Source organism: Actinoplanes lutulentus (assembly GCF_003259845.1).
Classification (GTDB): Bacteria; Actinomycetota; Actinomycetes; order Mycobacteriales; family Micromonosporaceae; genus Actinoplanes; species Actinoplanes lutulentus.
Genome location: NZ_QLMJ01000002.1, coordinates 226,220 through 239,154, shown reverse-complemented (window position 1 = coordinate 239,154; position 12,935 = coordinate 226,220). Strand labels below are relative to the sequence as shown.

Sequence of the window (12,935 nt, the reverse complement as noted above, 5' to 3'; positions counted from 1 at the left end):
GAAGTTAGGCTTTATCTACACGGCCGTCAATATTCTGCCTAACATCTTCCTCATGCCGCCCCTTCGGCCCCAGACCCTGATGTTCATGCTGTTCGGCGACTTCGTCCTGGACCGCGGCGTCTGCGTCTTCTCCGGCAGCGTCATCGACGTGTTCGACCGGCTCGGCATCACGTCGCACGCCACCCGCTCCACGCTCGCCCGGATGGTCAACCGCGGTCTGCTGCGCCGTCAGCGGCACGGACGGCGGATGTACTTCGGACTGACCGACCGCTCCACCGCCCTGCTGCACGACGGGCGGACCCGGATCTGGCGTACCGGCGCGGTCAACGACGCGTGGGACGGCGACTGGACGCTGCTCTGCTTCTCGCTGCCCGAGTCCTGGCAGCGCCAGCGCCACGACCTGCGCTCCCAGCTGGCCTGGTCCGGGTTCGGCCCACTGCAGGGCGGCCTGTGGATCGCACCCGGATCGGTGCCGGCGCAGGACATCGTGACCGGTCTGGGCCTGTCCGCCCACGCCCGCGTGTTCCACGCGCGTGCCGGCTCGCTCACCGACATCGCCGGCATGGTCCGGGATGCGTACGACCTGACCGGGCTGGCGTCGCGTTACCAGGAGTTCCTGTCCCGCTGGGAGGACCGGCCCCCGTTCACCGATCCGCTGGCGGCCCGGCTCAGCCTGATCGCGGAGTGGCTCGACGCGATCCGCCGGGATCCGAGGCTGCCGGTCGAGCATCTGCCGGCGGACTGGCCGGCGGTGCGCGCCCAGAAACTCTTCCGCGACCTGGAGCAGCAGTACCTGGAGCCATCCCGCGAGCTGGCCACCGGCCTGCTCGACCTGCGGCCCGCCGAGATCAGCTGAACCGCCGGGCCAGGTCGCGATGGTGTGCCGCGGCGTCGGCTGCCCGGCCCGCGGACAGCGGGCTGCCGGGCATCACCCCGTAGGACTCGACCTGGTCGGCCAGCTGGGAGTGTGCGTGCTGGGCGAAACGGCGGCAGGCGAGACAGGTGACGCTCTCCGGGCGTACCGAAGTCATGGCCCGGGGCACATGCCGGCCGCAACCGGTACGCACGGTCGGCGGCAAATCGGCCGCCAGGCCGAAAGCCGAGGCGAGGATCCGCCGGGACGCGACCTGACCGCCGAGCTGGGCGTCGACGTGGATGTGCGGATCAGCGGCCATTACCCACCACCACCGGGCCGGTCGTGTCGGTCGGCAGCCGGAGCTGGTCGCTGGGGCGCTCCCAGATGCGGCTCGGGTCGTTGAGCGGGTCCACGTGCCAGAGCAGGATCGGCACTGTCGCGTCCACCAGCCGGCCCTGCTGGACCTGGGCCTGCACGCCGGTGGACAGCGTGGTCGGCTTCAGGGTGAGCTCGGTCAGCGGCACCGGCCGCGCGGGGAGCAGGGCGTCGGCCAGCAGTACCGCGTCCCAGGCCGGGATCAGGAAGTTGCCCAGGTCGTTGGGGCGGCAGGGCTGGCTCTGCAGTTTCGCCGCGGCGTCCAGGGTGCAGGCGTCGAGCAGCTGGCGGTCGCGGGCTCCGGCGGCCCGGTCCGCGCAGGCGAACGTCTCGCCGGGATGCAGGCCGAGGACGTCGCGGTTCCGGTATATCTGCTCGGTGAGCGTCGTGTACATGTCGGGGCTCAGGTCCGAGCAGCCCGGACCGCCGACGTAGTAGTCGACCGGCCAGTCGGCGTTGCTGACCGCGCGGAGCTGGTAGTTCGCCATGAAGCGGCCCACCGAGCCGTCGGCGATCACCATGTGCGGCCGGGCGTGCCCGCAGACGTCCTTGATCCGCTGGACGAAGTCGGAAAACCGGGTCCATCGATCGGCGAAGTAGAGGACCGTGTCCTGCTCGCAGGTGATCCCGTCGAGGGATGCCACGTGCCGCGCGGTGGAGCCGGAAGCGTCCTTCACGGCCGACAGCAGGTCGTTGACCAGCGATGTCGTGTAGAGGTCGGTCGGGTTCGGCTGCGCGTAGATGTCCATCTTGAAGCCGCCGGAGAACCGCTGGGACAGCCGGGTCACGGTGTCCTTCGCGTAGTCCAGGTTCGCCGGGGCGAGCTGGAGATAGCCGGGCCGGTCCACGAACGGTTTGCCGGGGGCGCCCAGGTCGGCGAGCAGGTTCGGTGCGATGAACGGGATACCGGCGTCGAGGATCCGGTTGATCGCCCGCTGCGTGGTGTCCCGGCTGTCGCCGCCGCCGATGACGACGAGACGTTTGCCGAGCGCTTCCTTGCGTTCCACGATCAGCGCGGCGATGTCGTCGGCGTGCCGGACGTCCTGGGTGGCGTCGGCGATCACCACGTGCACGTTCTTCAGATGAGTCTGTTTTACATAGGTCTGGGCCATCAGCAGGGCCCGCAGCTGGTCGCGCTCGGACGGGTAGTCGCGGCCGTCCGCGCACTTCGTCGCGTCGCCGGGCAGCGGATCACAGGAGAGCGCGCCCATCCACACCACGGTCAGGTCGCCGTCTTTCAGCGGCTGGTTGTTCGCCAGGATCGCCCGTTCGAGCTTCACGGTGACCGGGTCCCTGCCGAACGCGGCCGGCACGAACACACCCGGGTCGGCGGTGTCGAGCAGTCCGTAACAGCGGGAGCCGTCAGCCGTCGCCCGCAGCACGGTGATGCCGTTCGAGGTGGGCAGGGTGTAACAGCTGTGCACGACACCGGGCAGCCAGTCCGCCCTGGTCCAGCCGAGGAAGCCGAGAGTCAGCGTGAGCACCGCCAGCACGACCTGATGGGTGGCGGTCAGTGACGGCAGCTTGATCAGGGAGGTCAGCTTCTCCGACACCAGCACCGGCAGGACCACGGCGGCCACCGACACGGCCAGGGCGCGGGCCTCGGCGCTACCGCTGAACGCGCTCTCGACGAACACGGTGGCGACCGCGAACACCACGGCGGTGCCGCCGATCAGGGCGACCAGCCGCAGGTTCGCACTGAGCAGCGCGGCGACGGCGGCCAGCACGACCGCCACCAGGATCGTCCAGATCCCGACGTAACCGGTGATGCCGGCGTGCACCACCAGGATCACCAGGGCCAGAATCGCCAGCACCTGCGCCCGGGATCGGTCCGCCAGCAGCGCGGGCAGTGGGGACTCGGGATCGGCCGCCGCTGCTGCTCTGGCGAGGAACGTCCGGATCGCCGAGATCGCGTACCCGACCCCGTAGATAGCACCGATCGCAGCGACCACCAGCACGATCGAGTAGAAGCCGTCGGCTCCGGCGAAGAGCACCCGCACCACGATGATCGCGGCCAGCAGCACCGCCGCCAGGCGCAGAATCACGTTCACGGTCAGCAGCGAGCGAGGAATCCGCGGCATCGACACCTCTCAGTAGTCCACTATGAACTCAAGGTAGCCGTGCCGCGCACCCGTCAGCCGAGCTGCTCCTCCAGATGGAACACCTGCTCAAGCACGAGCATCCCTTCGTCCGGCCGCGCGTCCTGCAGGCTCGGGAAGAACTCCGCCATCGCGGCCTGCCAGCGAGCGTTGACCTCGGTCTTCGCCATCGCCTCCTGCGCCGCCGCGAAGTCGTCGGTCTCCAGGAAGCCGACGAGCAGCCCGTCCGGGCGCAGGAACAATCGGTAGTCACGCCAGCCGGTGTCAGCGAGCGCCCGCAACATGTCCGGCCACACCGCGGCATGCACCTCGCGATATGCGTCCAGCTTGGCAGGGTCAACTTGAAGGGTAAAACACACGCGACTCATGCCAGGCGATTATGCCGCGCTTTGTTGAAACGTTCCAGAGCCTTGGGTACGCGCAAACGACGCGAGTCTCGTCAACAGCTGTTGCCGAGCGGGGTTCGTCGCCTGCACTCGTCAACACATCAACTCAACAGGTCTCGTCAACACATCCCGTCAGGTGCAGTGGTCAACACGTCAACTCAACAGGTGTCGTCAGCACGTCGAGTGGAACAGACCGCCGACCGGTTCGGTACCGGCCAGTTCGTTGTAGATACGAACGGCCGCGGTGGTCTCCGCCTCATGCACGACGACGTCCCGGTCACGCAACACCTGAAGGGTGGCGGCATCCACCCTCAACCGGTTCTCCATGCCACGGGACAGCACGACGACGGTCGCGCCATGGTCAAGGAGCTCCTCGACGTCAGCCGGTTGAATACCCGGGTCGTGCTCGGTACCGGTCTCCCGCCAGTCCCACGGGCGGCCACCTCCGGGATAGAGCTTGAAGTCCTTGCCCGGCGACAGCCCCTCGACCTCCATCCGGCCCCAGGAGATCGACTCGATTCTCGGCGAATCAACGCTCATGAGTCTGAGGCTATATTGTTCGCATGCGAAATACTGAGGTCCGGGTCGGGCAGATCGTGGGAACTCTGCGCGAGCCTGATGACGAGCCCACGGCCGCGCTGGTCATCCACTCCGCGACCGCGACGCCCGAGCGGTTCTACACGAACTTCGCGACCTACCTCGCCGACAACGGCATCGCCACAGTGACGTACGACTACCGCGGCACCGGCCGCTCCGGCTCACCGCGCGCCAACCGCGGCCTCGGCATGCGCGACTGGATCGAGTACGACGTCCCGGCCGTCGCCGACTGGACCGCCGCGCGCTTCCCCGGCCTGCCGCGGCTCGCCATCGGCCACAGCATCGGCGGGCACGCCCTCGCTCTCGGCAACGGCACCGCCGGCCTGTCCGGCATCGTCCTGCTCGCCTCACACGCCGCGTCCGCCGCCGCGATCCCCGACCCGGCCGAACGCCGCCGGGTCCGGCTCCTGCTGCACGTGCTCGGCCCCGCCCTGGCCGTCGTCCTCGGTTATGTGCCGGCCCGCCGCCTCGGCCTGGGCGAGGACATCCCCGCGGCCGCGATGAGACAGTGGGGTCAGTGGGCCCGCATGGACAACTACTTCTTCGACGACCCGGCCATGAACGCCGCGGACAGGGCCGCGACGGTGACCCCACCGGTCCTGGCGGTCGGCTTCACCGACGACAAGTGGGCCATTCCGTCGCGGATCGACCTGCTGACCAGCTATCTCACGGCTACTCAGGTGGAACGGCGCACGTACACCCCGTCCGACGGTGGAGTAACCGCCATCGGCCACCACGGCTTCCTGCGCCGCGGCGTACAGGACACCCTCTGGCCGGAGCTGCTCACCTGGCTCCAGAAGCAGATCCGATGAGCACGCCGAGGCTGGTCTTCGAGATGATGACCGCCGAGCGAGCCGTACGCCGCTGGATCGACGGCCGCTCCGGCGGCACCGGCATCGGCGCGGCCGGAGCCGGCGTCCTGTTCTACCTGGCGACCAACGACAACGCGCTGGTAGGCGACGTGACGGCGGCCCTGTGCGCCTCGGCGTCAGGAATGAGCGGCCTGATCACCCGCCTGGAAAAATCCGGATTCATCGTGAAGTCCCCGGATGGGTCCGATGCCCGCGCGGTCCGCCTGACCCTGACCCCGCAAGGCCGGCAGGCGGCGACAACAGCCCGCACGGTGGTCCACGACCTGAACAACCACCTGACAGCCGGCTTCACCCCCACCGAACTGGCCGTCGTAGCCCGCTGGCTCTCCCAAGCCTCCACCCTGACCCCCCACCCCCGCCCCGAGAGCCCCAGCGTGTCGAGTTAAGGCGCACAGCGCACCCAAACTCGACACACGGGCGTCGAACCCACCCCGCGTGTCGAGTTAAGGCGCGATCCGCACCCAAACTCCACACGCTCGTCCCCGGCCGACCCCTTCGTGTCGACTACTGGCGCGGAGAGCACCTGAACTCGACACGCTGGCGTCGAACCCACCTCCTTGACCCCAGCTGGCTGTCGCTTACGGCTGCCAGCTGTACGGCGTGGCGACCCTGCGCGACAGCCGGCCTCTAACGGCTGTCGCGCAGGGCTGCCGGCTGTACGCCGTGGCGACCGCTGCGTACAGCCGGATCTGGTTGCCCGCGGCCGGCTTGCGCTTGTGGTCGCGATTCCGGGCTCCGCACGACCACAAGGACAAGCCAGCCCCCCGCTCGCGCCATAAGGACAAGCTGCCCCCGCTCGCGCCACGAGGACAAGCTGCCCCCGCTCGCGCCACGAGGACAGGCGGCCCCGCTCGCGTCACAAGACGAGCCCGCGGGCGGTGGGGGTGGGTTTGGGAGTGATGTTGGCCCGTACTAAATGAATGTGACTTCCTTTGAGAGCCCGGGCATACCAGTGTGGTCGTGGGTGCCCTATGCGGAGGAGTTGAGCATGCGTCATCGTGTGGTAGTCGTTGGGGCTGGGTTCGGGGGGTTGTTCGCCATCAAGGCGCTGCGCCGGGCGGATGTGGAGATCACCCTGATCAACGGGACGGCATACCACCTCTTCCAGCCGCTGCTGTACCAGGTGGCGACGGGCATCCTGTCTGAGGGTGAGGTGGCGCCGCCTATTCGTGAGGTGCTCAAGAGGCAGAAGAACGTCGATGTGCGGCTCGGGTGGGTCAACGATGTCGACGTCGAGAACAAGATTGTGTCGGTCAATGGGCCGGGGATCGACTACACCGTCGAGTACGACACGCTGATCGTGGCGGCCGGCGCCTCGCAGTCGTATTTCGGCAATGACGAGTTCGCTGAGTACGCGCCCGGCATGAAAAGCATCGACGACGCGCTGGAACTGCGTGCCCGGATCTTCGGGGCGTTCGAGGTGGCCGACCTGCAGACCGAGGAGGCGGACAAGGAGCGCTGGCTCACGTTCGTCATCGTCGGGGCCGGGCCGACCGGGACCGAGATGGCCGGGCAGATCGCCGAGCTGGCGCACCGGACGCTGCCGGAGCAGTACCGGCACATCGACACCCGCAAGTCGCGGATTCTGCTGGTGGACGCGGTCGGCGCGGTGCTGAACACGTTCGGCGACCACCTGTCCGAGCGCGCCAAGCAGCAGCTGGAGAAGCTCGGCGTCGAGGTACGCCTGAACACCAAGGTCGTCGGCGTGGACACCACTGGCATCGAGGTGGAGACCGAGAACGGCCGGGAGCGGATCCCGACGATGACGAAGGTCTGGGCGGCCGGGGTGTCCGCGCCGACCATCGCCACGAAGCTGGCCGAGGCGACCGGGGCGAAGACCGACCGGGCCGGCCGGGTGTTCGTCGAGAAGGACACCAGCCTGCCGGGGCACCCGGAGATCTTCGTGCTCGGCGACATGATGAACCTGGCCGGCGAGGACGGCCGGCCGCTGCCCGGTGTGGCGCAGGTCGCGATCCAGAGCGGGCGGCACGCCGCCGACCAGATCAAGCGGCGACTGGAGGGCAAACCGGACAAGCAGCCGTTCAAGTACTTCGACAAGGGCAGCCTCGCGACGATCTCCCGGTTCTCGGCGGTCGCCAGCATCGGCAAGGTGCACCTGAGCGGCTTCCCCGCCTGGGTGGTGTGGGTCGCGGTGCACCTTTTCTACCTGGTCGGATTCAAGAACCGGGTGACCGCGGTGCTGCACTGGGCGGTCAGCTTCCTGGGCCGGGGAAGGTCGGAACGAGTGGCCACCCAGCAGCAGGCGTTCGCCCGAAGGGCACTCCGTTTGTACGGTGACCCCTTCAAGCGAGAGGCCGAGGAAACCAGGTGAGGCGGCAGTCGCCCGCCGGCGCCAGGTAGCGTGTACCGGCCCCCAGCAATCTTGAGGAAGGTTTCATCAGTGGTTCCGGTGACGTCGTCGGTCCAGCAGCCCGTTGTCATCCCGCGGGCGCGGGCGGTGGCCCCGGTGTTCCACGAGCTGACCCTTTTTCACGGGAGCATGGGGGCCGGCAAGTCCACGCTGGCGCTGCAGAACGCGTACAACCGGCGGCAGGCCGGGCGGCCCGGTGTGCTGCTGACCAGCATGGATCGGGCCGGCAGCGGGGTGCTGTCGTCGCGGCTCGGCGTGATGGCCGACGCGATCGAGGTGAACGGCGAGACCGGCCTGGTCACGCTGATCCAGGAGCAGGTGCCGGCCGGCGGGTTCGTGATCGTCGACGAGGCCCAGTTCCTGCGGCCCGAGCAGGTCGAGCAGCTGGCCCTCGCGGTCGACGACCTGCACGTCGACGTCGACTGCTACGCGATCTCGACGGACTTCATGTCGCGGCTGTTCCCGGGTTCGCAACGGCTGCTGGAGCTCGCCGACCGGATCGTGTCGCTGCAGGTCGAGGTGACGTGCTGGTGCGGCCGGCCGGGCCGGCAGAACGCGCGGATCGAGGACGGCCGGGTCGCCCGGTCGGGCGCCCAGGTGGCGGTCGGTGACATCGACGAGGCGGCCGAGGTGACGTACCGGGTGCTGTGCCGCCGGCACTGGCGCAACGGGAACGCAGGCCCTGCCCAATAGAAAAACTCAGGGGTAGATCTGCCAGGCCCGCAGGTCGCCCTGCGGGTCGAACAGATAGCCGCCGTCGCCGTAACCGTGGTTGGCCGGGTCGACGTTCGTGAAGATCGGCTGGGTCAGGCCCCAGTAGTAGTCGGTCGCCGTGTTGCGCCCCGAGCCCACGTGCACGGTCAGCGACCCGCCTGCCGCGACCACCGCGCCTTTCGGCACGACATAGCGACGGTACGCGGAATCGCGCACCCACCAGCCCGCCAGGCTGACGGCCGACGAGGACGGGTTGTGCACCCGGATCCACTCGCCGTTGAGATTGCCGGCGTCGGAACCGGGCGGGTCGTAACTCACCGAGAGCGTCAGCCCGGCGTTCTGAGCGGGGCCGGAACCACAGCTGTCGGTGTCGTAGAGCCCCCGATGCGCGGCCGCCGCCGCCTTGGCCGCGGCGAGATAGCGCTGGTCCCAGGTCCATTCGCCGGAGAACGGCAGCCACAGCGCGAGTCCACGGCTCACCAGGTCCAGGCCGATGTCCTGCCACTTGCCGTCGATCTTCACGGCCACCGAGCGGAGCGCGCGGTCGCCGCTCTTGCTGGACGCGTTCAGGGCGGTCAGGCGTACCTTTGCTCCCCCGGCCTTGACCAGCTGCTCGGCGCGCGCGGTAGCGGCCAGAGCGTGGCACTCCCCACGCCGTTTCGACGGGGTAGGTGAGTACTTCGACTGCTCCATCGCCTGAATACCGATGATCCGGATCGACTTGAGCTCGCTGGTGCCGTCGCCGTGCACGTCGACGCGGGGTGTGTCCCCGTCGGCGACCCAGCCGACCGTTCCGGTCTCGGTCACGGCCGCGTGGGCGGGACTCGCGACACCAAGGGTGGCGACGACGGCAAGTGCGAGCAGAGGACGAAGCACACGAGAAGTATCGGCCGGACTTTTAACCAGTTGAGAAATTCAGATCGTTAGCTAGGCTAAACATCGTGATCTCCCCGCCACGCCGGGCCCCCAAGGCCGGCATCCACCCTGACAAGGGCAAGAGCTGGTTACGGCGGGCCTGGCCGCTGGTCCGGGCGCATCGCGCGCTGCTGATCACGTCTCTGGTGCTCTCCTTCATCGGCCTGATCGTCCAGGTGCAGATCCCCGACCTGGTCCGGGTCGGCATCGACAAGGCGCTGATCGACCGCACCGAGGACCTGACCCGCTATGTCTGGCTCATCGCGGCGCTCGCGGTCGCCCAGGGTGTCATCAACTTCCTGGCCAGGCTCTATCTCTTGCGTACGGCCTACGAGCTGGAGTACGACCTCAGGAACATCGTCTTCGGCCACCTGATGCGGATGTCGTACGGCTTCTACGACCGGGTCCAGTCCGGTGAGCTGATGTCCCGGGCCACCAGCGACATCCGGGCCGTGCAGATGTACCTGGCGTTCGGCCCGTCGATCCTGGTCCAGTGCACGATCGCCGTGATCGCGTTCGCCCTGATGCTGTCGATCAACGCGCCGCTGGCCGTGGTGGCGATGGCGGCCATGCCGGTGATCGGGTTTCTCGGCGTACGGATGCGCAAGGCGATCTTCCCGATCTCCTGGCTGATCCAGGCCCGGCTGGCCGGGGTGGCGACCGTGGTCGACGAGAACATCCAGGGTGTCCGGATCGTCAAGGCGTTCGCGGCCGAGCAGCGGCAGATCAACGGGCTCACCGAGGCGGCGGACGGGGTGCGGTGGGCGTACACCACTGACGCGCGGATCCGCAGCCGGTGGATGCCGGTGATGGACAACCTGTCGCGGGTCGGGCTCGCGCTGGTACTGCTGGTCGGCGGGCTCATGGTGATCGACGGGAACGCGACGGTCGGCACGATCGTGGCGTTCAACTCGTACGTGCTGATGCTGATGCCACCGTTCCGGATGCTCGGGATGATCATCATGATGGGCCAGCGGGCGGCGGCGTCGGCGCAGCGGATCTACGACATTTTGGATACGCCGACCGATATTCAGGAACACGACTCGACGGAAGCACCGCACCCTCGGGGCGATCTCCGATTCGCCGGCGTCCGGTTCGCGTACCCAGATGGGACCTTGGCGCTCGACGGCCTGGACCTGCGCATCTCGCCTGGTGAAACGGTGGCGCTGGTAGGCGCCACCGGCGCCGGGAAATCGACGATCGGGCGACTCGCGGCCAGGTTCTACGACGTGAGCGACGGGCGGGTGCTGCTCGACGGGCAGGACGTCCGTGACTATCGGCTCGCGACGCTGCGGGACCGGGTCGGGATCGTGCCGGACGAGCCGTTCCTGTTCTCGGTGTCGCTGCACGAGAACATCGCGTTCGGCCGGCCCGGCGCGAGCCGCGACGAGGTGGAGGCGGCGGCGCGCGCGGCGGGCGCCGACGGGTTCATCCGGGAGCTGCCCGAGGGGTACGACGCGGTGGTCGGCGAACGCGGCTACACCCTGTCCGGCGGGCAGCGGCAGCGGGTGGCGATCGCGCGGGCGCTGCTGGTCAACCCGCCGGTTCTGATCCTGGACGACGCCACCAGCGCTGTGGACGTGCGGGTCGAGCACGACATCCACGAGTCGCTGCGCGCTCTGATGGAGGGGCGGACGACGATCGTGGTGGCGCATCGGCTCGCGACGATCGGGCTGGCTGATCGGGTGATCCTGATCGAGGACGGGCGGGTGGCAGCGGACGGGACGCACGTGGAGTTGCTGGCGAGCTCGGAGAAATACCGGAAAGTCCTGGCGAGTCAGGCGGTTGTCGCGTGAGCATGTTCGGCGGCGGGTTCGGCGGGCCGGGTGGAGGTCCGGGCTCGGGCGGGGTCCGGGGCATGGGCGGGACGGGTGCGCGTGGGCCGTTCACGGGTGTGCCGCCGGAGCTGGCCGTGGCGATCGCCAAGCTGGAGTCCAGCGAGCCGCCGGTGGGTCGTGAGGCCGTAGATTTCACTCAGCAGCCGGACAAGTCGGTTTTGACGCTGTGGAAGCTGCTCTCCGGCCGGCGCGGCCTGCTGATCACCGCAGCTATCGCAGTGGTCATCGAAGCGCTCCTGCTCCAGTCCGGCCCGCTCCTGGTGCAGATCGGCATTGATCACGGTATTTCGGGGAAGAACCCGGCGATCCTCATCACCGCCGCCACCGCTTTCCTCGCGTCGGTGGGACTGACCGCGCTCGCCTCCGGCGTCAGGATCCGCCAATCCGGCCGCCTTGCCGCGTACGCCATGCGGGACCTGCGAGTCCGCATCTTCTCCCATCTGCAACGCCTGAGTCTCGACTTCTACACCAAGGAGAAAGCCGGCGTCACGATGACCCGGATGACCTCCGACGTGGAGGCCCTGCAACAGCTCCTCCAGGAGGGATTCGCCCAGTTCCTGATCCACGGCCTCACGATGGTCGTGGTGACGGCGGTGCTGATCCACTACAACTGGCTGCTCGCGCTCATCACATTGCTGCTGGTGGTCCCGCCTCTGCTGCTCATCTCCCTCTGGTTCCGGCGCGCCGCCGACGTCACCTACAACCGGCAGCGCGACACCATCGCCTCCCTCTTCTCGCACCTCTCCGAGAGCCTCTACGGCGTACGCGTCATCACCGCGCACAACCAGCAGGATCGCAACGTCATCGAACATCGGGGTGTGGTCGGCGCGTACCGCGACGCCAACGACCACACCGGCCGGATCAACGCGATCTACGGCCCCGGCACCTCGGTGATCGGCCTGCTCGGCCTGGCCGCGCTGCTGCTGATCGGCGGCCGGATGGTCCTGCGCGGCACGCTCACAATCGGCGAGCTGACCGCGTTCGTGCTCTACCTCAACGCGTTCTTCCAGCCGGTCCAGCAGCTGGTCCAGCTCTACACGAACTATCAGCAGGCCCGCGCCGCGCTCGGCAAACTGCGAGGCCTGCTGGGTACGAGACCGTCAGTGCCGGAAAAGCCCCGTGCACACAAGATGCCTCCGGTCACCGGGGAGATCGAACTGCGCGGCGTCACGTTCGGTTACTTCCCGGAACGCCCGGTCCTGCGCGACGTCAGCCTGCGTATCACCGCCGGCGAGACCATCGCCTGCGTCGGACCGACCGGCGCCGGCAAGTCCACCCTCGCCAAGCTGGTATCGCGCCTTTACGACCCCGACTCCGGAACCGTCCTGATCGACGGCCACGACCTGCGCGACGTCACCCTCGAATCACTGCACCGCCAGGTCGGCGTGGTCCCGCAGGAACCGTTCCTCTTCGCCGGGACGCTGCGTGACAACATCGCCTTCGCCCGCCCGGACGTCGCCGACGAGGTGGTCGAAGCCGCCGTCGACGCCGTCGGCCTGCGTGACCTGGTCGACCGCTCCCCCGACGGCCTAAACACGATCCTGCACGAACGCGGCCAGTCCGTCTCCTCCGGCGAACGCCAGCTCATCGCCCTGGCCCGCGTCTTCGTCGCCGAACCCCGCGTCGTCGTCCTCGACGAAGCCACCTCCAGCCTGGACCTGCGCTCCGAACTCCGCGTCGAAGCCGCCATCCAGCGCCTCCTCGAAGGCCGCACCGCGATCCTCGTCGCGCACCGCCTCTCCACCGCGGTCCGCGCCGACCGCATCATCGTCGTCGACAGCGGCGGCATCATCGAATCCGGCCCGCACAGCGTTTTGCTCGCGGCCTCCGGCCGATACGCCGCCATGTTCGCCACCTGGGAATCCCACTCCCAAGAGTGACAACAGGAGCGAGCGCAGCGTCAGCTGACGCT

At 68.5% G+C, this 12,935-nt stretch carries 12 protein-coding genes; 7 read left to right on the top strand and 5 right to left on the bottom strand.

Going from position 1 to position 12,935, the window contains the following annotated elements; all coding sequences use genetic code 11:
* The first annotated feature begins 52 nt into the window (after nucleotides 1–52).
* A complete protein-coding gene (locus B0I29_RS04565) occupies nucleotides 53–856 on the top strand; it encodes a PaaX family transcriptional regulator (protein WP_111647569.1) in 804 nt (267 codons plus the stop codon).
* Here B0I29_RS04565 and B0I29_RS04560 read toward each other — a convergent pair.
* The 4 genes from B0I29_RS04560 to B0I29_RS04545 all read right to left on the bottom strand — a co-directional run bounded on the left by B0I29_RS04560 (nucleotide 849) and on the right by B0I29_RS04545 (nucleotide 4,256).
* Nucleotides 849–1,175 (bottom strand): hypothetical protein, encoded by a 327-nt coding sequence (locus tag B0I29_RS04560; protein ID WP_111647568.1) that lies wholly within the window; start codon nucleotides 1,173–1,175, stop codon nucleotides 849–851. The two genes, B0I29_RS04565 and B0I29_RS04560, sit on opposite strands and share 8 nt — an antisense overlap.
* On the bottom strand, nucleotides 1,165–3,312 hold the full coding sequence (locus B0I29_RS04555) for a hypothetical protein (protein WP_146616718.1): 2,148 nt from the start codon (nucleotides 3,310–3,312) through the stop codon (nucleotides 1,165–1,167). Before B0I29_RS04555 ends, B0I29_RS04560 begins: the two co-directional genes overlap by 11 nt.
* A gap of 53 nt (nucleotides 3,313–3,365) precedes the next feature.
* Complete coding sequence (locus B0I29_RS04550; protein WP_111647566.1) at nucleotides 3,366–3,698, bottom strand: L-rhamnose mutarotase; 333 nt, start codon at nucleotides 3,696–3,698, stop codon at nucleotides 3,366–3,368.
* Nucleotides 3,699–3,887: 189 nt separating this feature from the next.
* Nucleotides 3,888–4,256 carry an Mth938-like domain-containing protein gene (locus tag B0I29_RS04545; protein WP_111647565.1) on the bottom strand — a complete coding sequence of 123 codons (369 nt, stop codon included), beginning with the start codon at nucleotides 4,254–4,256 and terminating at the stop codon, nucleotides 3,888–3,890.
* A gap of 23 nt (nucleotides 4,257–4,279) precedes the next feature.
* On the opposite strand from B0I29_RS04545, the gene B0I29_RS04540 reads away from it, so the two are divergent.
* The 4 genes from B0I29_RS04540 to B0I29_RS04525 all read left to right on the top strand — a co-directional run bounded on the left by B0I29_RS04540 (nucleotide 4,280) and on the right by B0I29_RS04525 (nucleotide 8,249).
* Nucleotides 4,280–5,125, top strand: a complete 846-nt coding sequence (locus B0I29_RS04540; protein ID WP_111647564.1) for an alpha/beta hydrolase family protein — start codon at nucleotides 4,280–4,282, stop codon at nucleotides 5,123–5,125.
* On the top strand, nucleotides 5,122–5,571 hold the full coding sequence (locus B0I29_RS04535) for a MarR family winged helix-turn-helix transcriptional regulator (RefSeq protein WP_111647563.1): 450 nt from the start codon (nucleotides 5,122–5,124) through the stop codon (nucleotides 5,569–5,571). Before B0I29_RS04540 ends, B0I29_RS04535 begins: the two co-directional genes overlap by 4 nt.
* A gap of 602 nt (nucleotides 5,572–6,173) precedes the next feature.
* On the top strand, nucleotides 6,174–7,517 hold the full coding sequence (locus B0I29_RS04530; RefSeq protein WP_111647562.1) for an NAD(P)/FAD-dependent oxidoreductase: 1,344 nt from the start codon (nucleotides 6,174–6,176) through the stop codon (nucleotides 7,515–7,517).
* A 126-nt stretch (nucleotides 7,518–7,643) separates the two neighbouring features.
* Nucleotides 7,644–8,249, top strand: a complete 606-nt coding sequence (locus B0I29_RS04525) for a thymidine kinase (RefSeq protein ID WP_111647999.1) — start codon at nucleotides 7,644–7,646, stop codon at nucleotides 8,247–8,249.
* 6 nt (nucleotides 8,250–8,255) lie between these two features.
* Here the strand turns inward: B0I29_RS04525 and B0I29_RS04520 are convergent, their stop codons facing one another.
* Nucleotides 8,256–9,146 (bottom strand): lamin tail domain-containing protein, encoded by an 891-nt coding sequence (locus B0I29_RS04520; RefSeq protein ID WP_111647561.1) that lies wholly within the window; start codon nucleotides 9,144–9,146, stop codon nucleotides 8,256–8,258.
* 65 nt (nucleotides 9,147–9,211) lie between these two features.
* On the opposite strand from B0I29_RS04520, the gene B0I29_RS04515 reads away from it, so the two are divergent.
* Together B0I29_RS04515 and B0I29_RS04510 are read left to right on the top strand one after the other, a co-directional pair.
* Entirely contained in the window at nucleotides 9,212–10,981 is a 1,770-nt protein-coding gene (locus B0I29_RS04515) for an ABC transporter ATP-binding protein (protein WP_245972229.1), read from the top strand.
* Between the two features lie 2 nt (nucleotides 10,982–10,983).
* Nucleotides 10,984–12,903, top strand: coding sequence for an ABC transporter ATP-binding protein (locus B0I29_RS04510; protein WP_221402444.1), 1,920 nt, complete (start codon nucleotides 10,984–10,986; stop codon nucleotides 12,901–12,903).
* Nucleotides 12,904–12,935 lie beyond the last annotated feature (32 nt).

Bases quoted from the DNA above. Each gene is read 5' to 3' on its own strand.
- B0I29_RS04510 (WP_221402444.1), top strand. From the start codon at position 10,984: ATGTTCGGCGGCGGGTTCGGCGGGCCGGGTGGAGGTCCGGGCTCGGGC.
- B0I29_RS04540 (WP_111647564.1), top strand. From the start codon at position 4,280: ATGCGAAATACTGAGGTCCGGGTCGGGCAGATCGTGGGAACTCTGCGC.
- B0I29_RS04535 (WP_111647563.1), top strand. From the start codon at position 5,122: ATGAGCACGCCGAGGCTGGTCTTCGAGATGATGACCGCCGAGCGAGCC.
- B0I29_RS04555 (WP_146616718.1), bottom strand. From the start codon at position 3,312: ATGCCGCGGATTCCTCGCTCGCTGCTGACCGTGAACGTGATTCTGCGC.
- B0I29_RS04565 (WP_111647569.1), top strand. From the start codon at position 53: ATGCCGCCCCTTCGGCCCCAGACCCTGATGTTCATGCTGTTCGGCGAC.
- B0I29_RS04530 (WP_111647562.1), top strand. From the start codon at position 6,174: ATGCGTCATCGTGTGGTAGTCGTTGGGGCTGGGTTCGGGGGGTTGTTC.
- B0I29_RS04550 (WP_111647566.1), bottom strand. From the start codon at position 3,698: ATGAGTCGCGTGTGTTTTACCCTTCAAGTTGACCCTGCCAAGCTGGAC.
- B0I29_RS04545 (WP_111647565.1), bottom strand. From the start codon at position 4,256: ATGAGCGTTGATTCGCCGAGAATCGAGTCGATCTCCTGGGGCCGGATG.
- B0I29_RS04560 (WP_111647568.1), bottom strand. From the start codon at position 1,175: ATGGCCGCTGATCCGCACATCCACGTCGACGCCCAGCTCGGCGGTCAG.